A 19,044-nucleotide genomic window follows, 5' to 3' on the forward strand; every position below is an offset into this window, starting at 1 on the left:
CCCATGGGAGACCGAGTAGTGCCTGGAGAGAACCTCACCCGTATCGAGGCGCAGGAGCGCCGCGAGATCGTCGACACGCAGTCGTACGAGATCTCGCTGGATCTGACGAAGGGTGCGGAGGTCTTCGGATCCCGCAGCGTCGTGCGCTTCACCGCCACGCCCGGGGCCTCGACCTTCATCGACCTCATCGCCCGCGAGGTCCGCGAGATCACGCTCAACGGCGAGCCGGTCGACGTGGACTCCGCCTTCGCCGATTCCCGGATCCGGCTCACCGGTCTCGCGGCCGAGAACACGCTGATCGTGGACGCGGACTGCCTCTACACCAACACGGGCGAGGGCCTGCACCGGTTCGTCGACCCGGTGGACGGCGAGGTGTACCTGTACTCCCAGTTCGAGGTCCCCGACTCCCGCCGGGTCTTCGCCGTCTTCGAGCAGCCCGACCTCAAGGCCACCTTCCAGTTCACGATCACGGCCCCGGCCGCGTGGAAGGTCGTGTCCAACTCCCCCACCCCGGAGCCGATCGTGCACGACGCCTCGACCGGCTCCGGCACCGGCGAGAAGCCCGCGGTCGCGACCTGGGGCTTCGAGCCGACGCCGCGGATCTCCTCGTACATCACCGCCATCATCGCCGGCCCGTACGAGGCGACGTTCTCCGAGCTCACCAGCGCCTCCGGCCGGGTGATCCCGCTCGGCGTCTACGGACGAAAGAGCCTCTGGGAGCACCTCGACGCGGACTACATCTTCGACAAGACCCGCGAGGGGTTCGCGTACTACGAGGAGAAGTTCGGCGTCCCGTACCCGTTCGCCAAGTACGACCAGCTCTTCGTCCCGGAGTTCAACGCCGGGGCGATGGAGAACGCCGGGGCGGTGACGTTCACCGAGACCTACGTGTTCCGCAGCAAGGTGACCGACGCCGTGAAGGAGCGCCGCGTCGTCACCATCCTCCATGAGCTCGCCCACATGTGGTTCGGCGACCTCGTGACCATGAAGTGGTGGAACGACCTGTGGCTGAATGAGTCGTTCGCCGAGTGGGCGTCGACGATCGCCACCGCCGAGGCCACGGAGTGGCGCGAGGCGTGGACCACGTTCAACGCCATGGAGAAGACCTGGGCCTACCGTCAGGACCAGCTCCCCTCCACGCACCCGATCGTGGCCGAGATCAACGACCTCGACGACGTGCAGGTGAACTTCGACGGCATCACCTACGCCAAGGGCGGTTCCGTCCTCAAGCAGCTCGCCGCCTGGGTCGGCATCGAGGCCTTCTTCGCCGGCGTCTCCGAGTACTTCCAGAAGCACTCGTGGGGCAACACGGAGCTGAGCGACCTCCTCGTCGAGCTCGAGCGCACCAGCGGACGCGACCTGTCGACGTGGTCCAAGAAGTGGCTGGAGACCGCCGGGGTCAACACGCTCTCCCCGGTGATCGCCGAGGCGGCGGACGGCACGATCTCCCGATTCGCCGTGACCCAGACCGCCCCCGCCGACTACCCCACGATCCGGCCGCACCGGCTCGGCATCGGCTTCTACGACCTCGACGAGGCGGGCGCGCTGGTGCGCGTGCACCACGTCGAGGTGGATGTCGACGGCGACCGGACGGAGATCCCCGAGCTGCAGGGACGGAAGCGTCCCGCGCTCGTCCTGCTGAACGACGAGGACCTGGCCTACGCGAAGATCCGTCTCGACGAGCGCTCGCTGGAGACGGCGATCGCGCACCTCGCGGACATCAGCGACCCGCTCGCCCGGTCGCTGGTCTGGGGCGCCGCCTGGGACCAGACGCGCGACGCGGAGAGCGCGGCCTCGGACTACCTCGACCTCGTGCTCGGCAACATCGGCCGCGAGACCGAGTCCACCACCGTCCGCACCACGCTGGCGCAGCTCCAGACCGCGGCGTCGCTGTACGTCACGCCGGAGAACCGCGTCGCCGCCCGGACGCGGGTGGCGGACGGGCTGTGGGAGCTCGCGCAGGCGGCCGCTCCCGGCAGCGACAGCCAGCTCCAGTTCGTCGCGGCCTTCGCCAACGCGCTGGTCACGCCCGAGCACGCGGACACCGTCCGCCGGCTGCGCGCCGGCGATCTGGCCCTGGACGGGCTCACGATCGACACCGACCTGTCCTGGCAGCTGCTGGCGGGGCTCGCCGCCGCCGGTGCCGTGGACGCCGCCGACATCGACGCCGCGCTGGCCGCCGACAACACCTCGAAGGGCGCCGAGTTCGCCGCCCAGGCGCGGGCCGCGCTGCCCACGCCGGAGGCGAAGCAGGCGGCCTGGGCCGCGCTGGTCGAGAACGACGACCTGTCGAACACCCTCGTGCGCTCGTCCGCTCTCGGCTTCACCCACCCGTCCGGCGCCGCGCTGCTGCGTCCGTTCGTGGCGTCGTACTTCGACAGCCTGCTGCCGCTGTGGGAGGGCCGGACGTTCCAGGTCGCGAACTACCTGATCGTCGGGCTGTACCCCAAGGCCCTCGCCGACGAGGAGCTGCGCAGCGCGACCCGCGCCTGGCTCGCTGCCCACCCCGACGCCGCGCCGGCGCTGCGCCGACTGGTCCATGAGAACCTCGCGGACGTCGACCGCGCCCTCGCCGCGCAGGCCCGCGACGCCGATCAGGGCTGAGCGCCGTCGACGGGGCCGGGCGATCCGTCGTCCGGCCCCGTCGTTCTCCCCCGTGATCCTCAGTCTCCGCCGAGGTGCCCGGAACTAGGATCGTGACGATGCACATCCTCCCCACCGCCCCCTCGACGGAAGACGTCACCGAAGAGGCGCTGACCCTCTGGCAGCAGTTCCTCAACGGCCTCGGCGCCGCCGGTATGAACCTGCTCTGGTGCGCGCTCGCCATCGCGGGCTGCGTCCTCGCCGCCTACGTGCTGCGCCTCGTGATCCGGAGGGTCGTGCGCCGGATCGTCGACGGCGCCAAGAACAAGGCACGCGTCACGGACACCCAGGCCCTGGAACGGTCCCCGCTCGCCGACATGCGCCTCGTGCAGCGCACTCGCACCCTCGGCACGATCCTGCAGAACATCGTCAACGTGATGCTCGGCATCGTCGCGATCATGATCGTCGTGACGATCCTCGCCCCGAATCTGCTGGGATCCCTCACCCTCCTGACGGCCGCGGCCGGCGCCGGTCTCGGCTTCGGCGCGCAGAACATCGTCAAGGACGTGCTCAACGGCCTCTTCATCGTCGCGGAGGACCAGATCGGGATCGGCGACGTCGTCGACCTGGGGCTCGCCACGGGCGTCGTCGAGTACGTGAGCGTGCGGGTGACGCAGGTCCGCGACGTCAACGGCACCCTCTGGTACGTGCGCAACGGCGAGGTCACCCGGATCGGCAACATGTCGCAGGGCTGGGCCCGTGCGATCGTCGACGTCGGGGTCGCACCGGACGCCGACGTCGCCGCCGTCGAGGAAGCGATGCTCTCCGCCGCCCAGGGCCTCGCGAAGGACCCGAAGTGGCGCACGCGAATCGTGGAGAAGCCCGAGCTGTGGGGCCTGGAGGCCGTCGACGGCGAGGCGCTGGTCGTGCGCATCGTCATCAAGACGCGGGCGAACGCCATGGACGACGTGGCGCAGGAGCTGCGTCGTCGGCTGCGTTCCGCGATTGCGGAGATCGGCGTCGCGCTCCCGAGCCTCGCGTCGGTGCAGCTCACCGGCCCCGAGGGTGCCCGGCGGGTGCGCGGTGCGAACCCGCCGCAGACCCGGCCCACGGCGGTGACGGGCGTGCCCGAGCGGGGCTTCTGGCGCCGGCGCAAGCCCGAACAGGACCCGACGCCCACTCCCCCGTCACCGACCAAGCCGCCGGCCCCTGCGCCGAAGAAGGGGTCGGGGCACGCGAAGGGAAACCAGCCGCGCCCGGACGGCGGCGCGGCCGACGGCACCGACGACGGCCGCGATCAGGAGAAGCCATGACCCTCACGTTCTACGAGGAGGTCGGCGGCGCGGACACGTTCCGCACGATCGTCGACGTGTTCTACCGAGAGGTCGCGCAGGATCCGGTCCTCAAGCCGATGTACCCCGAGGAGGACCTGGGGCCCGCCGCCGACCGCCTCCGGATGTTCCTGGAGCAGTACTGGGGAGGTCCGACCGCGTACGGGGAGCAGCGCGGGCATCCCCGGCTGCGGATGCGGCACATGCCGTTCCGGGTCGATCCGGACGCGCGCGACCGGTGGCTGCGCTGCATGCGCACGGCACTCGACGAGGCGAAGCTGTCACCGCTGCACGACGCGACGCTCTGGGACTACCTCGAACGCGCCGCGTATGCGATGGTGAACACGATGGAACCCGCGGGGATCGGTCCGCAGGCCGCCGGCCGGCCGACTCTGGAGACCCGCGCCGCGCAGAGGCCGACGGAGACCCCATGACCACGACACCCGCCATCCGCTCCACCGACGTCCTTGTGATCGGATGGGGGTTGGCGGGTCTGGTCGCCGCCGCCGAGGCCGTCTCGGCCGGGCGGCGAGTGGTCATCGTCGACCAGGAGCCGCGCACGAACCTCGGCGGACAGGCGTGGTGGTCCTTCGGCGGGCTCTTCCTGGTCGACTCGCCCGAGCAGCGCCGCATGGGGATCCACGACTCCTTGGACCTCGCGCGGCAGGACTGGTTCGGCACCGCGGGGTTCGACCGGCCCGAGGACGAGTGGGCGCGGCGCTGGGCCGAGGCGTACGTGCAGTTCGCCGCCGGCGAGAAGCGCGCCTGGCTCCACGAGCGCGGCGTGCGCTTCTTCCCCGTCGTCGGGTGGGCCGAGCGGGGCGGTTACGGCGCCACCGGGCCGGGCAACTCCGTCCCGCGCTTCCACATCGTCTGGGGCACCGGCCCAGGGATCGTCGCGCCGTTCGCGGACGCGGTCGCCGAGGCGGAGAAGCGCGGTCACCTCACGGTTCTGCCCCGCCACCGCGTGACGGGCCTGGTCGTCACGGACGGCGCCGTGACCGGTGCGCGCGGAGACGTCCTGGCCAGCTCGCCGTCGGCGCGCGGCGTCCCCTCCTCCCGTGACATCGTCGGCGCCTTCGAGATCCACGCCGGCGCGACGATCCTGGCGTCGGGGGGCATCGGCGGAAACCACGACCTCGTGCGGAGGATGTGGCCGGCCTCGCTGGGCGCGCCTCCCGCCGACATGCTCACCGGGGTGCCGGCGTACGTGGACGGATCCGGGTTGCAGATCGCCGCGGACGGCGGCGCCCGGGTCGTCAACGGCGATCGCATGTGGCACTACGTGGAAGGGATCCGCAACGTCGATCCCGTCTGGCCCGGCCACGGCATCCGCATCCTCCCGGGACCCTCCTCGCTGTGGCTGGACGCGACCGGTGCCCGGCTCCCCGTTCCCCTGTATCCCGGGTTCGACACGCTGGGCACGCTCGCGCACCTGCGCGGCACCGGCTACGACCACTCGTGGTTCGTGACGTCGCAGCAGATCGTCGAGAAGGAGTTCGCGCTCTCCGGCAGCGAGCAGAACCCGGACCTGACCGGCAAGGACGTCGCGCTGCTGCTGCGCTCGCGGATCGGGAAGGGGCCCACCGGCCCGGTCCAGGCGTTCCTCGACCGCGGCGAGGACTTCGTCGTTGAGGACGACCTCGGACGCCTCATCGCCCGCATGCGGGAACTGCCGGGAGGCGACGCCCTCGACCCGGATCGGGTCCGCGACGAGGTCGTGGCCCGCGACCGCGAGATGTCCAACGACTTCACCAAGGACGCCCAGATCGCGATGCTGCGCTCGGCGCGCGCCTATCGCGGCGACCGCCTCATCCGCACGGCCGCGCCGCACCGTCTCCAGGATCCCGCGGCGGGCCCGCTGATCGCCGTGCGGCTGCACGTGATCACTCGCAAGACGCTCGGCGGCGCGCAGACCGATCTCGACGGCCGGGCCCTGGACGCCGGCGGCTCGGCCATCCCCGGCCTGTTCGCCGCGGGCGAGGCAAGCGGCTTCGGCGGCGGGGGCGTCCACGGCTACCGCGCCCTGGAAGGGACGTTCCTCGGCGGATGTCTCTTCTCGGGCCGTCAGGCCGGGCGGGCCGCCGCGCGCTGAGCGAGGAGCCCGCGGGCCACGTCGGCCACGTGCTCCGGGGTGATGCCCTGCCTCGCCAGGATCTCCTCCCCCGCTCCCGACTCGCCGAACGTCTCGACGCTAACGACGCGTCCGTCCCGACCGACCCAGCGATACCAGCCGTCCCCGCGACCCGCCTCGATCGCGACGCGTACGGACACCGACGCCGGAAGGACCTCCTCCTGCCACGCCGGGTCGCTCTGCGCGAACCACTCCAGGCTCGGCAGCGACACCACGCGGACCGCGACGCCGTCGACCGCGAGCACGCGGGCGGCCGCCACCGCGACCGCCACCTCGCTGCCGGTCGCCAGGAGCGCCAGGTCGTCCCCGGCGTCGTGCTGCCACCGGACGTACCCGCCGTCAGCCGTGTGCCGCGAAGCCTCCGCGCCGCCGGGCAGGGTGGGGAGAGCCTGCCGCGAGAGGACCAGGGCGGCCGGCCCGGACGGGCGACTGAGCAGGCGACGCCACGCGCCGATCACCTCGGCCGTGTCCGCCGGACGGATCACGGCGAGTCCCGGCACCGTCCGCAGCGACGCCACCTGCTCGACCGGCTGATGCGTCGGCCCGTCCTCCCCCACCGCGACCGAGTCGTGCGTGTAGACGTACACCGTCGGCAGCCCCATGAGCGCGGCGAGGCGGATCGCGGGGCGCTGGTAGTCGCTGAACGCCAGGTATGTGGAGCCGAACGGCCGCCAGAGGCCGTGGAGCGCGATGCCGCTCAGGATCGCCGCCATCGCATGCTCGCGGATGCCGAAGGGGAGGAAGGCTCCGCCCGGGGCCGCAGCTGAGACCGCGTCGCCCGGGATCGCGACGTTCGTGGACTCCGACAGATCCGCCGATCCGCCCCAGAGCCCGCCCCACTGCTGCAGGGCGGCGATCACCTGCCCGTTGGCCTTGCGGGTCGCCACCGGCTCCCCCGCCTCGGGGAAGGGGAGTCCATCCAGCACGGCGAGGGCCTCCGCGGCGTCGGGGTCGCGCGCGCCGAGCACCGTCGGCACCGCCGAGGAGGCCGCCAGGCGGTCCCGCGCGGCGGCGAGCCCGGGGTGAGCGTTCCGCCACTGCGCCTCGTCCTCCTGCCACGTCCGCTCGAGCTCCTCCCCGCGGGCGAGGGCCGCCCGGGTCGTGGCGAGGATCCCGTCGTCGACCAGGTCCTCCAGGCCGCTTCCGGACGGGTACCCGAGGAGCTCGAGCACGGCCTGCGTCTCCTCGGCGCCCAGCCCGCCCGAGTGCGCGGCGGGGAGCCCGGATCGATGCGGTGCCGGGGCGCCGATGACGCTGCGGACGGCGACGAGGGTCGGCGCGCCCTGGCGCTCTCGGGCGTCCGTCAGGACGCGCTCGATCTGGACGAGGTCGCGGTGATCGTCCACCTCGAGCACGCGCCATCCATAGGCGCGGTACCGGGCGCGGACGTCCTCGCCGAACGCGACGTCGGTCCCGCCGTCGATCGTGATCCCGTTGTCGTCCCAGATCAGGACGAGGTTGTCGACGCCCAACGTGCCCGCCAGACTGCTGGCCTCGCCGGAGACGCCCTCCTGAAGGCATCCGTCGCCGGCGAGCACGAACACCGTGCGGTCCCACAGACCGGCGCCCGCGCCGTGGAGCGCTTCGTCGCGGCGCATCGCGAGGGCGATCCCGACCGCGCTGGCGACCCCCTGCCCGAGCGGTCCGGTCGACATCTCCACGCCGGCGGTGTGCCCGAGCTCCGGGTGACCGGGGGTCCGCGCGCCGAGCGTGCGGCTCGCCGCGATGTCGTCGATCGTCAGCCCGTAGCCGGTGAGGAAGAGCTGCGTGTAGAGCACGAGGCTGGCATGACCCGCCGACAGGACGAACCGGTCCCGCCCCGTCCATGACGGGTGGGCGGGGTTGTGCCGGAGGATCCGCTGGAAGAGCACGTGAGCCACCGGCGCCATCGCCATGGCCGTCCCCGCGTGGCCGTGGCCCTTGCGCTGCACCGCCACCGCCGGGATGGCGATGGCCGCCCTGACGGCGCGCTCCTCCTCGACGTCACGAGCGCCGACGACGGCGCGGTGGACGAGGTGGTCGGCGGGCATGGAGGAGGATGGAGAGGCAACCATGCGGGACACTTTGGTATAGAAATAGTCATAAGTCAATCGTCCGATCGCGATCACTCAGGGAGCAGCGATGACCCACGCCTCCGCGACCGGGTCCGGCGTCGTCCTCGGACTCATCCGGTCCGGCGCCGCCACGACCCGCCGCGACCTCCTCGACGCCCTGGGCTGGTCTCGTGTGACGCTGGAGCGCCGGCTGGAGGAGCTGCTGTCCGCCGGGCTCATCGTGCACGCCGGCTCCCGCGCGAGCGGGGGCGGGCGACCGCGGGAGGAGTTCGCGGTCGACAAGGACCGCGGGCTGGTCCTCGCCATCGACATCGGCAGCTCGCACACCCGGGTCGCGATCACCGATCTGCACGGCGGCGTTCTCGTCGAGGACGAGGCCGACATCGGCCTCTTCGACGGCCCCGAGGAGATCTTCAGCTGGTCGCGACAGGTGTTCGAGTTCCTGCTGCGCGGCCTCGGCCGACCCGTGTCGGACGTGCTCGGGGTGGGCATCGGCGTGCCGGGTCCGGTCGATCCGACGACCGGGCGGCTGGGCAGCCCGCAGCTGGACCCGCGCTGGGACGACGTCCGCGTGGTGGACTACCTCACCGAGCTCGGCGACGACGTGATCGTCGCCGTCGACCGGGACGTGAACATCCTCGCGCTCGGCGAGGCGCGGTTCGGCTGGCCCGAGTACCGGGACCTCGTGGTCGTGAAGTCCGGGATCGGCCTCGGCTGCGCCTTCGTCCTCGACGGCGGCATCGTCCGCGGCAGCCGCGGAGGCGCCGGCCAGCTCAGCGCCCCTCTGCGCGCCCGCCTGAGCGATCCGCTGCGGCGCCTGGAGACCGTCGCGAGCGGCGGCACGATCCGGGACGACCTGTCCGCCTCCGGCATCCGGGTGCGCACGAGCGCCGAGATCGTCGCCCTGGCGGCGGACGGCGACGCCGAGGTGCAGCGGCTCATCCGCGAGGCGGGCGAGACCATCGGATACGCCCTCGCCGACGTGGTGGGCCTGCTGAACCCGTCGGCCGTGGTCATCGGCGGGAACCTCGCCGAGGCCGGCGACCTCTATGTCGGGGCGATCCGTCGCTCCCTGTTCGGCTCGGCTCACGCCTATTCGCGACAGGGACTGGTCGTCGAGCGCGCGCGGCTGGCCGAGAAGGCCGGCGTCCGCGGCGGCTCCGCCCTGGCCCTCGACGCCCTGTTCGCCCCGGATCGGATCAGCGAGCTCACCCGGAGCTGAACGCCGCCGAGGCGCGGGCGTGTCGGGCCAGAGATCTGGCGCTTTCGTATAGAACTATGCAAAAGTAATCCGAGGCGGAGCGCATCGTCCCCGCCGGCGTTCAGCAAGGAGGCAGGATGACGCTCGCCGACCATCTTCCCGAGTCAGCGATCCGCACGGGCGCGCACGCGAGCGACTGGCGGTCGGCCGTGACCCTCGCCGGGGACCTGCTCGTCTCCCGCGGGATCACGACGGACGCCTACACCGCCGAGATGCTGTCCGCGATCGACAAGCACGGACCGTACATCGTGATCGCCCCCGGCTTCGCACTGGCCCACTCGCGTCCTTCCGCCGCGGTCCTGGGTACGGGCTTCAGCTGGGTCGGGCTCGCCGAACCGGTGGAGTTCGGCAGCGAGGCGAACGATCCCGTGCGCCTCGTCGTCGGGCTGGCCGCGGTGGACCACGACGCGCACCTGGAGGCCATGGCCGCGCTCGCGGGTGTCCTCGCGGACGACGACGTGCTCAGCGCGGCGCTGTCCGCGACGACCCCCGCCGAGGTGCGTGCCATCCTCGCCGGCACGGCCCCGGACACCGGCCGCACCCCGACCCGAGAGGAAGACACGAAATGAAGATCGTTGCTGTGTGCGGAATGGGCATCGGTACCTCCGTGCTGCTGAAGATGAACGCCGAGAAGGCGCTTCGCGCGCTGGACGTCGACGCCGAGGTGGAGGCCGCCGACATCGGCAGCGCCCGCGGCGCCGCGCGGATGGCGAACCTCGTGCTCACCTCGGCCGAGCTCGCCGAGGAGATCGGCGACGTCCCCACCGAGGTCATCGTCATCTCCAACTTCACCGACGTCGCGGAGATCACGGACAAGCTGTCCGCGTTCCTGGCCAAGTAGTCCCCCTCAGATCGATTGGAGCCCCAATGGAGTGGCTGGTCGTGGTCCTGAACTTCATCGGACAGCAGATACTCAACGTCCCCGCATACCTGATCGGCATCATCACCGCGATCGGGCTCATCGCCCTTCGGCGCAACACCGGTCAGGTCATCGGCGGTGCGCTCAAGGCGACGCTCGGCTTCCTGATCCTCGGCGCCGGCGCCGGGGTGGTGGTCGCCTCCCTGGCGCCCCTCGGCGAACTCATCCTCGAGGTCACCGGAGCCCAGGGGGTGATCCCCACCAACGAGGTCATCACGGCGATCGCCTCGGAGAAGTACGGCGCGACGAGCGCGTACGTGCTCGTCCTCGGCTTCGTCGTGATGCTCCTGCTGGCGCGGTTCACGCCCCTCAAGTACATCTTCCTGACCGGCCACCACATGGTGTTCATGGCCCTGATGATCTCGGTCGTCCTCACCGTCGGTTTCGGTGAGGAGCTGAGCTGGCTCGTCGTCATCGTCGGTGCCGTCCTGCTCGGGGTGATCATGGTCGTCATGCCCGCGTTCGCGCAGCCGTGGATGAAGAAGATCACCGGTGACGACACGATCGCGATGGGGCACTTCGGCAGCGCCGGGTACATCGCCGCGGGCGCCGTCGGCCAGGCCGTCGGGCGGCGCAGCCGCTCCACGGAGGAGATCCGGTTCCCCAAGGGACTGAGCTTCCTGCGCGACTCGATGGTGGCCACCGCGCTGTCCATGGTGCTCATCTATCTCGTGTTCGTCGTCTGGGGGCTGATCGCCGCCCCCGAGAAGACGCTGGAGCTGCTCGGCAGCACCGACGGCGGCGCCGCCGTGATGGCCGGGTTCGGACAGGCCCTGCAGTTCGGCGTCGGCGTCGCCGTCATCCTCTACGGCGTGCGCACCGTGCTGGGCGAGCTGGTCCCCGCCTTCCAGGGCGTCGCGGAGAAGGTCGTGCCGGGCGCGAAGCCCGCCCTCGACGTCCCGATCGTGTTCCCGTTCGGCGCCAACGCGGTCCTCATCGGGTTCATCAGCTCGTTCGTCGGAGGCCTGTTCACCCTCGTGCTCCTCGCCGTGTGGCTGAACCCGATGTTCGGTCTCGCGCTGATCCTCCCGGGCATGGTCCCGCACTTCTTCACCGGTGGGGGCGCCGGCGTCTTCGGCAACGCCGCCGGCGGGCGCATCGGCGCCGTCGCGGGGGGCTTCGTGAACGGCATCATCATCACGATCCTGCCCGCGGTCCTCCTGCTGGTCATGGGCGAGTTCGGCTTCGCGAACAGCACGTTCGGAGACGCCGACTTCGGCTGGTTCGGCACCGTCATCGGCGTGAGCGTCATGGGTCCGACGCTCCTCGGCGTCATCCTGTGCGTCGCCGTCGCCGTCGTCCTGGTCGCGGCCGCGTCGGTGTGGCAGCGCAAGGTCGTCGACGGCGGCTGGGTGCCCGGCGCCAAGCGCGACGCCTACCTCGCCGAACAGTCCGCGCAGGCATCCGCCACGAAATGACCGCGACCGGCGGGGCGCGACCTGAGCGCGTCCCGCCGACAGGAAGGAACGGCCCCATGACACAGCACACCCGCACGATCACGATCCTCGCCGAGGAGGGCCTGCACGCCCGGCCTGCGAAGCAGTTCGCGCAGACCGCCAAGGACGCCGGGATCACCGTCACGGTCGCGACGGAGGGGGGAAAGCCGGTGAACGCCGCCAGCATCCTGGCGCTTCTCTCCCTCGGTGCCGGAAAGGGCGACACCGTCACGCTCACGGCGGAGGGAAGCGATGCGGAGGCGGTCCTGGACCGCCTCCAGCGGGTCCTCACCGAGGGTCACGACGGCGGCGGCGAATGACGCGGCTCTCGGGGAGCGGGATCGGGCTCGGCGTCGCGGTCGGGCCCGTCGCCCGGATGGCGGAACCGGAGCCCGACCCCGTCGACGAGGACAGCGCCCTGGGGGCCGATGCGGAGCGCGCGCGGGCCCGTGAGGCCATCGCCGCCACGGTCGGCGACCTCACCGCCCGGGCCGCCGCGGCAGAGGGCACGGCCGCGGAGGTCCTCGAGGCTCAGGCGATGATGGCCGAGGACCCGACCCTCTCCGAGGCGATCGACGCACGGATCGACGCCGGAGCCACCGCAGAGTGGTCGGTCCACGCGGCCATCGCCGAGTTCCGGGAACAGCTCGCCGGCATCGGCGGGTACCTCGGGGAGCGCGCCGCCGACCTCACGGACGTCTCCCGCCGCGTGCTCGCGTCCCTGCGCGGCCGCCCCGCGCCGGGTCTGCCCGTGCGCGACGAGCCGTACGTGCTCGTCGCGCGCGATCTCGCGCCGGCGGACACGGCGGGACTCGACCGTGCCACCGTGCTCGCCCTGGTGACCGCGGACGGCGGCCCCACGTCGCACACCGCGATCCTCGCGCGCGAGATGGGGATCCCCGCCGTCGTCGCCGTCGGGGACGTCAGCTCCTGCGTGGACGGGGAGACCGTGATCGTGGATGCGGCCCAGGGCGCCGTCGTGGTCGCGCCCGGCCCGAAGGAGCGCGAGGAGGCCGAGCGGCGTGCGGACGAGCGGAGGACGCGTGCCGGTGCGACCGGGCCCGGCGTCCTCGCCGACGGCCACCCGGTCCCGCTGCTGGCCAACCTCGGGTCCCCGGCCGAGGCGCCGGAGGCCGCGCGGCTCGGCGCCGAAGGCGTCGGGCTTTTCCGCACGGAGTTCCTCTTCCTCGGTGCTCGGCACGCGCCGACGCGCGATCACCAGGTCGCCGCCTACCGCGAGCTCTTCCGGGCCTTCGCCGGCAAGAAGGTCGTCGTCCGGGTCCTCGACGCCGGGGCGGACAAGCCCCTGCCCTTCCTCACCGACGGCGGCGAGGAGAATCCTGCGCTCGGGAGACGCGGTCTTCGCGCCCTACGTGCCCACGAGGAGATCCTGCGCACGCAGCTGGAAGCGCTCGCGGTGGCCTCCGCGGACAGCGAGGTCGAGCTCTGGGTCATGGCGCCCATGGTCTCCACCGCCGAGGAGGCCGCCTACTTCGCCGCCCTCGCCCATGAGCACGGGATCCGCGCCGCCGGCGTGATGATCGAGGTTCCGTCCAGCGCGCTCATCGCCGATCGGATCCTGCGCCATGCCGACTTCGCGTCCATCGGGACGAACGACCTGACGCAGTACACCCTCGCCGCCGACCGCCAGCTCGGCACGGTCGCGTCCCTTCAGGACCCCTGGCACCCCGCCGTCCTCCGCCTCGTCCGCGAGGTGGGCGTCGCCGGACGCGCGGCCGGTCGCGCCGTGGGCGTCTGCGGCGAGGCCGCCGCCGATCCTCTGCTCGCGGTCGTGCTCGTCGGGCTCGGCGCGGGCACCCTGTCGATGGCTCCCTCAGCGATCGGCGACGTCCGCCTCGCGCTGTCGCGCGTGACCCGGACGGAGGCGGAGCGAGCAGCCGTCGCCGCCCTCGCCGCAGAGGACGCCGCAGCGGCGAAGGCCGCGGCGCAGGCCGTCGTGGCGGCGTCCGGGTGACGGGCGCCGCCCACTGATGCGTCGACTCAGGACGACGCGGCTGCGCCGGTCGAGCGCACCGGGGTGAGCCCGGTCGCCACGGGGCCGCGCGCGAGCACGTGTCCCCGGCGGAACGCCAGGCGCGTCCAGCGGCCGGACCGCGTCACCCGCACCTGCTCGGCCCCGGAGATGAATCCGAAGGCGTGCGCCGCGAAGGCCACACCGCGCGGGAGGTCCAGGAGGTCCTCATCCGGTTCGCCCCAGACCCGCGCGCGAAGCGCGCGGACCGCCTCCTCGCCGGCGCCCGGAGGTGTGCCGTGGGCGACCGCCGAGATCCCCCATTGCGCACGCTGCGCGATCAGGTCGGCGCCCAGCTCGCCGACCTGGTCCCACCCGCCCCGCGGCGGGGAGACCCCGGCCCATGCGGGGGCCAGACCGGTCTCCGGCAACGCCAGAGCGCGCGGATCGTCGGTCTCGCCGAGCTCGGACACCACGATGTCGCACTGGAGCTCCGGATCGGCGCGCAGCACCCGCAGCGCGAGGATCGTCGGGGTGGAGTCGAAGAACCCCTGCGGCGCCAGCGCCGCGGCCGTCATCACGAGCACCCCTTCGGAGGCCTGCAATCGCACGCCCTCGTCGGCGGCGCGCACGGCGCGGGAGGCGAAGGTCACGGCGTCGCGCGCCGTATCGGCGTCGGCGAGGATCAGAGGGGTCGGCACCCGCCCTAAACTACCAAGCGACACCGCCTCCGGATTCGCTCCGCTCCCCCGCGACGAAGGGTCTCGATGAACGCCGACAACGCCCGCCGATCGGTCCGGCAACTCCTCGACGTGCTGGATCTCGACGGGTCGGACGCACGCACGACCGAGGACATCTTCACCGGCTCGTCGCACGCGATGCCCACCGGCCGTGTCTACGGCGGGCAGGTGCTCGCGCAGTCGCTCATCGCCGCCGAACGCACCCTGCCCGACGACCGCGTGGTGCACTCAATGCACGGCTATTTCCTGCGGCCGGGCGATGCGTCCCAGGGGATCACGTTCGCGGTGGACCGGATCCACGACGGCCGGTCCTTCTCGACCCGTCGCTCGCAGGCCTATCAGAACGGTGTGCCCATCTTCTCGATGATCGCGTCGTTCCAGGACGAGGACCCGGGGATCGAGCACGCCGTCCCGATGCCGGAGGGAGTGCCCGCTCCCGAGGACCTGCCCGCGGACGACGCCGTCGAGGGGATCGACCATCACCCGGTCACGCGTCGTCTCCTGGCCGAGCGCCCGGCGGATGTGCGTCATGTGGAGGGCCCGCTGTACGCCTCCGTCGAGGGAGCCCGTCAGCCCCGGCAGGCCGTGTGGATGCGGATGCGCGCCCCGTTCCCGGACGACCCCGCGCTGCACCGCGCCGCGCTCGCGTACCTCAGCGACATGACCATCCAGGAGTCGATCCTCCGTGCGCACGCCGTCACCTGGCAGACCCCGGGCCTGAAGGTCGCCAGCCTCGATCACGCCATGTGGTGGCATCGTCCCGGGCGCGTGGACGAGTGGCTGCTCTATGTCCAGGAGTCGCCGAACGCCCGCGGCGGCCGAGGACTCGCCCAGGGGCGGATCTACACCCGCGAGGGCGTGCTCGTCGCCACCGTCGCCCAGGAGATCATGGTGCGCGTCCCCGGCCTGTGACCGGGCGGCTGAGCGACCGCCCTGTCCCCGGAAGGGCCGGCACCGCCGGCGTCAGCGGTGGGCGTACGCGATCGAGGGGCCGAGGTACGGCTCCCAGGCCGACCGCATCTCCGGGGTGATCCGCGTCGGCCGTCCCGAGGCGGCGTTGACGAGGACGATCACGGCCGTGGAGCGGGCGTAGAGCACCCGCTCCACGGCAGACGGGTCGTTGAACACCTCGTAGCAGACCTCGATGCTCGATCCGCCGAGCTTGCCGAACCACATCTGCACCTCGAGCGGGTGCCGCTGATACGGCACCGGCGCGAGGTACTCGATCTCCTGCCGGGCGACGAGCGTGAGCACGCCGGCGTCGATGCCCGAGTCCAGCACGGCCGTCGCCGGTGCGTGCTCGCCGCCGCCCGGACGCCAGAACGCCCGCACCCGCGCCTCCTCGAGGAGCTTGAGCATCGAGGTGTTGTTGACGTGGTTGAACGCGTCCAGGTCCCCCCACCGCAGGTGGATCGGGACGTGCAGGCGCCGGAGCTCGGCCGGGGACTCAGGCATCGCCGGCTCAGTCGCGCGTGAGCTTGCGGTGCGTGGAGCGGTGCGGCTTCGCCGCGTCCGGCCCGAGACGCTCGATCTTGTTCTGCTCGTAGGCCTCGAAGTTGCCCTCGAACCAGTACCACTGGTCGGGCTTCTCGTCGGTGCCCTCGTAGGCCAGGATGTGCGTGGCGATGCGGTCCAGGAACCAGCGGTCGTGCGTGATCACCACGGCGCAGCCAGGGAACTCCAGCAGTGCGTTCTCCAGCGAGGAGAGGGTCTCGACGTCGAGGTCGTTGGTGGGCTCGTCGAGGAGCAGGAGGTTGCCGCCCTCCTTGAGCGTGAGGGCGAGGTTCAGCCGGTTGCGCTCACCGCCGGAGAGCACTCCCGCCTTCTTCTGCTGGTCCGGGCCCTTGAACCCGAACTTGGAGACGTAGGCGCGCGACGGGATCTCCGTCTTGCCGACGGTGATGAAATCGAGGCCGTCCGACACGACCTCCCAGAGGGTCTTGTCCGGGTCGATGCTCGCGCGGGACTGATCGACGTAGCTGATCTTGACGGTCTCGCCGATCTTCAGGTCGCCGCCGTCGAGCGGCTCCAGGCCGACGATCGTCTTGAACAGCGTCGTCTTGCCGACGCCGTTCGGTCCGATCACACCGACGATCCCGTTCGGCGGCAGGCTGAAGCTCAGCCCGTCGATGAGGGAGCGCCCGTCGAAGCCCTTCTTCAGGTTCTTCGCCTCGATCACCACGTTGCCCAGGCGCGGACCCGCGGGGATCTGGATCTCCTCGAAGTCGAGCTTCCGCGTCCGCTCCGCCTCCGCCGCCATCTCCTCGTAGCGCGCCAGACGCGCCTTCGACTTCGTCTGGCGCCCCTTGGCGCTGGAGCGGACCCACTCGAGCTCGTCCTTCAGGCGCTTCGCGAGCTTGGCGTCCTTCTTGCCCTGGATGTCGAGGCGCTCGGCCTTCTTCTCCAGGTACGTCGAGTAGTTGCCCTCGTAGCCGATCAGACGGCCGCGGTCGACCTCGGCGATCCACTCTGCGACGTGGTCGAGGAAGTATCGGTCGTGGGTGATCGCGATGACAGCGCCCTTGTAGGCCTGCAGGTGCTGCTCGAGCCACAGCACGCTCTCCGCGTCGAGGTGGTTCGTGGGCTCGTCCAGGAGCAGGAGGTCGGGCTTCTGCAGCAGGAGCTTCGCCAGCGCCACACGGCGCTTCTCCCCACCGGACAGCGGACCGATCGCGGCGTCGCCCGGCGGGGTCCGCAGCGCGTCCATGGCCTGCTCCAGCTGGGAGTCGAGGTCCCAGCCGTCGGCGGCGTCGATCTCCTCCTGGAGCGTCCCCATCTCCGCCAGCAGCGCGTCGAAGTCCGCGTCGGGGTCCGCCATCAGGGCGGAGATCTCGTTGAAGCGGTCCACCTTCGCCTTGATCGCGATCCCGTCCTGGATGTTCTCCAGGACCGTCTTGGACTCGTCGAGCTCGGGCTCCTGCATGAGGATGCCGACCGAGAAGCCGGGGGTGAGCTTCGCCTCGCCGTTCGAGGGCGTGTCCAAGCCCGCCATGATCTTGAGGATCGTCGACTTGCCGGCGCCGTTCGGGCCCACCATGCCGATCTTCGCGCCGGGCAGGAACGCCATGGTCACGTCGTCCAGGATCAGCTTGTCGCCCACCGCCTTACGGGCGCGGACCATGGAATAGATATATTCGGCCACGAAGAAGCACTCCCTCTGTCGGCATGTTTCCGCCGACTCGGATGTCGGCGTCTCCCCCGGCGTCACGCGCGGGGATGAACGACTCTCCAGCCTACCGGCGGATCGCCCCGTGTCGAACGCCGCCCGGGGGGGGCGGGTTCGGTGTTCGGTCGTTGAGCGAGCGCAGCGAGACGAAACGTGGTGACCCGGGCGGGGCGCGTTTCGTCTCCGTACTGCGCTCCTCGCTCAACGACCGGGGGCGGGCCGGACGGGGCGGGGGCGCCCCGGCGTCACCAGTCGATCGGCATGGTGTCGCCGACGAGGCAGCGCCCCTCGGCGAGCTGGGGCATGACGGCGGTGACCGGCTGGTCCCCGGTGGACGGCCCGACCTGCCCCATCAGGCACTGGTCCGTTCCCCAGCGGACGGAGAACAGGATGCTCTCGGCCGCGTACTCGACGGTCGAGATGTCCTTCGTCACCTGCATGTCGGCGCGGTTGAACCCCGCGGCCGTGAGGGCGTCCACGTACGCCCGGCTGGAGACGCGCTGCTCCGACGCCCAGACCTGCGCCACGATCGACTGGAAGAAGGGGAGATTGTCCTCGGCGGACCCTTCCGGCACCAGCGCGGGCCCCGCCGGGGCCGGTTCCGCCGTCGCGGTCGGCTCCGCCGGCGGCGTCGTGCGGGTGTCCTCCGCCGGCTGCCCCGTGCACCCGGCGAGCAGCAGGAGCGCTGCGGTCGCCGCGACGACGGAAGTGACGAGCCGACGGGGCTCGCGCGAGAGCGTGGACGAGACGGAGCGCAGCACGGTCCGAGTCTATGCGGGCCACCTGCGAAGCCCCTGCGCGTGAGTGCCGCCGCCCCGCGGCGGCGCCCGGCTAGAACGGGGTCTGACCCGCGCCGGCCCCGACTGCGGCCCAGTCGTCCGCCGCCCCGGACTGCGCGCCCCGCTGCGGGGAGTCGTCAGCGGGCTCGTGCCGCGGTGTCGCCTCACGGGGCGGTTCGACCGCCCGGATGTTCTTCGTGTAGACGCTCGTCCCGAAACGGAGGTCGGATCCGAGCAGGTCCGCCTCCAGGTCCGCGCTCGTGCCGCGCTGGCCGTCCTTGCTCTCCCAGTCCCGGATCCGCAGTCGTCCGTGGACGACGACGCTCGTCCCCTTGCGGAGGGACTGCGCCGCGTTCTCGGCCAGGCGTCGATAGGCGGACACCGCGTACCAATTGGTGGACAGGTCCACCCACTCCCCCGTCCGGGCGTCGCGCTTGCGGAGGTTGCTCGCCAGCCGGAACTTCAGCACGCTGACGCCGGTGGGCGTTCGTTCCAGCCGCGGTTCCGTCGCGATCGTGCCCGCCACGGTGATGGTGTCCGTCATGTGTCGCTCCTCTGGTCGTGCCGGCGGGACCGCCGGGTGCTGTCCAGAGTGGTCGCCCCGTCCACGGCGCGTGACGCCGATCCGGGAACCGTGCATAACGGGCCGGATCCGCCCGCCGGGGAGGA

General features: G+C 71.8%; 17 protein-coding genes. 11 read left to right on the forward strand and 6 right to left on the reverse strand.

The window, feature by feature from the left end; all coding sequences use genetic code 11:
• Nucleotides 1–18 precede the first annotated feature (18 nt).
• From pepN to V6R91_RS22895, 4 genes are all read left to right on the forward strand, one after another.
• A complete protein-coding gene (gene pepN / locus V6R91_RS22880) occupies nt 19–2,604 on the forward strand; it encodes an aminopeptidase N (RefSeq protein ID WP_336397454.1) in 2,586 nt (861 codons plus the stop codon).
• A 98-nt stretch (nt 2,605–2,702) separates the two neighbouring features.
• A complete protein-coding gene (locus V6R91_RS22885; protein ID WP_271061808.1) occupies nt 2,703–3,896 on the forward strand; it encodes a mechanosensitive ion channel family protein in 1,194 nt (397 codons plus the stop codon).
• Entirely contained in the window at nt 3,893–4,348 is a 456-nt protein-coding gene (locus tag V6R91_RS22890; RefSeq protein ID WP_231820974.1) for a globin, read from the forward strand. The genes V6R91_RS22885 and V6R91_RS22890 overlap by 4 nt, the downstream gene beginning before the upstream one ends.
• A complete protein-coding gene (locus tag V6R91_RS22895) occupies nt 4,345–6,009 on the forward strand; it encodes an FAD-binding dehydrogenase (protein WP_336397214.1) in 1,665 nt (554 codons plus the stop codon). Before V6R91_RS22890 ends, V6R91_RS22895 begins: the two co-directional genes overlap by 4 nt.
• On the opposite strand, the gene V6R91_RS22900 is transcribed toward V6R91_RS22895, so the two are convergent.
• Complete coding sequence (locus V6R91_RS22900) at nt 5,982–8,078, reverse strand: transketolase family protein (protein ID WP_336397215.1); 2,097 nt, start codon at nt 8,076–8,078, stop codon at nt 5,982–5,984. The genes V6R91_RS22895 and V6R91_RS22900 overlap by 28 nt on opposite strands.
• Before the next feature lie 91 nt (nt 8,079–8,169).
• Here V6R91_RS22900 and V6R91_RS22905 point away from each other — a divergent pair, with 91 nt between their 5' ends.
• From V6R91_RS22905 to ptsP, 6 genes are all read left to right on the forward strand, one after another.
• Nucleotides 8,170–9,324, forward strand: coding sequence for an ROK family transcriptional regulator (locus tag V6R91_RS22905; protein ID WP_067243260.1), 1,155 nt, complete (start codon nt 8,170–8,172; stop codon nt 9,322–9,324).
• 116 nt (nt 9,325–9,440) lie between these two features.
• Entirely contained in the window at nt 9,441–9,932 is a 492-nt protein-coding gene (locus tag V6R91_RS22910) for a PTS sugar transporter subunit IIA (protein WP_336397216.1), read from the forward strand.
• On the forward strand, nt 9,929–10,204 hold the full coding sequence (locus V6R91_RS22915) for a PTS sugar transporter subunit IIB (RefSeq protein WP_067243258.1): 276 nt from the start codon (nt 9,929–9,931) through the stop codon (nt 10,202–10,204). Before V6R91_RS22910 ends, V6R91_RS22915 begins: the two co-directional genes overlap by 4 nt.
• A 26-nt stretch (nt 10,205–10,230) precedes the next feature.
• A complete protein-coding gene (locus V6R91_RS22920) occupies nt 10,231–11,700 on the forward strand; it encodes a PTS ascorbate transporter subunit IIC (protein ID WP_271061804.1) in 1,470 nt (489 codons plus the stop codon).
• Between the two features lie 56 nt (nt 11,701–11,756).
• Nucleotides 11,757–12,038, forward strand: a complete 282-nt coding sequence (locus V6R91_RS22925; protein WP_336397217.1) for an HPr family phosphocarrier protein — start codon at nt 11,757–11,759, stop codon at nt 12,036–12,038.
• Complete coding sequence (gene ptsP / locus V6R91_RS22930) at nt 12,035–13,693, forward strand: phosphoenolpyruvate--protein phosphotransferase (protein WP_336397218.1); 1,659 nt, start codon at nt 12,035–12,037, stop codon at nt 13,691–13,693. Before V6R91_RS22925 ends, ptsP begins: the two co-directional genes overlap by 4 nt.
• Before the next feature lie 26 nt (nt 13,694–13,719).
• Here ptsP and V6R91_RS22935 read toward each other — a convergent pair whose 3' ends face one another.
• Nucleotides 13,720–14,391, reverse strand: coding sequence for a hypothetical protein (locus V6R91_RS22935; protein WP_336397219.1), 672 nt, complete (start codon nt 14,389–14,391; stop codon nt 13,720–13,722).
• A gap of 66 nt (nt 14,392–14,457) precedes the next feature.
• Here V6R91_RS22935 and V6R91_RS22940 point away from each other — a divergent pair, with 66 nt between their 5' ends.
• Complete coding sequence (locus V6R91_RS22940; RefSeq protein WP_067243253.1) at nt 14,458–15,342, forward strand: acyl-CoA thioesterase; 885 nt, start codon at nt 14,458–14,460, stop codon at nt 15,340–15,342.
• A 51-nt stretch (nt 15,343–15,393) separates the two neighbouring features.
• Here V6R91_RS22940 and V6R91_RS22945 read toward each other — a convergent pair whose 3' ends face one another.
• From V6R91_RS22945 to V6R91_RS22960, 4 genes are all read right to left on the reverse strand, one after another.
• Nucleotides 15,394–15,885 carry an acyl-CoA thioesterase gene (locus tag V6R91_RS22945; RefSeq protein WP_336397220.1) on the reverse strand — a complete coding sequence of 164 codons (492 nt, stop codon included), beginning with the start codon at nt 15,883–15,885 and terminating at the stop codon, nt 15,394–15,396.
• Between the two features lie 7 nt (nt 15,886–15,892).
• On the reverse strand, nt 15,893–17,572 hold the full coding sequence (gene ettA / locus V6R91_RS22950) for an energy-dependent translational throttle protein EttA (RefSeq protein ID WP_067243251.1): 1,680 nt from the start codon (nt 17,570–17,572) through the stop codon (nt 15,893–15,895).
• Nucleotides 17,573–17,841: 269 nt separating this feature from the next.
• Entirely contained in the window at nt 17,842–18,357 is a 516-nt protein-coding gene (locus V6R91_RS22955) for a DUF6993 domain-containing protein (RefSeq protein ID WP_336397221.1), read from the reverse strand.
• Between the two features lie 70 nt (nt 18,358–18,427).
• A complete protein-coding gene (locus V6R91_RS22960) occupies nt 18,428–18,919 on the reverse strand; it encodes a single-stranded DNA-binding protein (protein ID WP_271063145.1) in 492 nt (163 codons plus the stop codon).
• Nucleotides 18,920–19,044 lie beyond the last annotated feature (125 nt).

The sequence above is a fragment of the Microbacterium sp. CCNWLW41 genome (genome assembly GCF_037083505.1).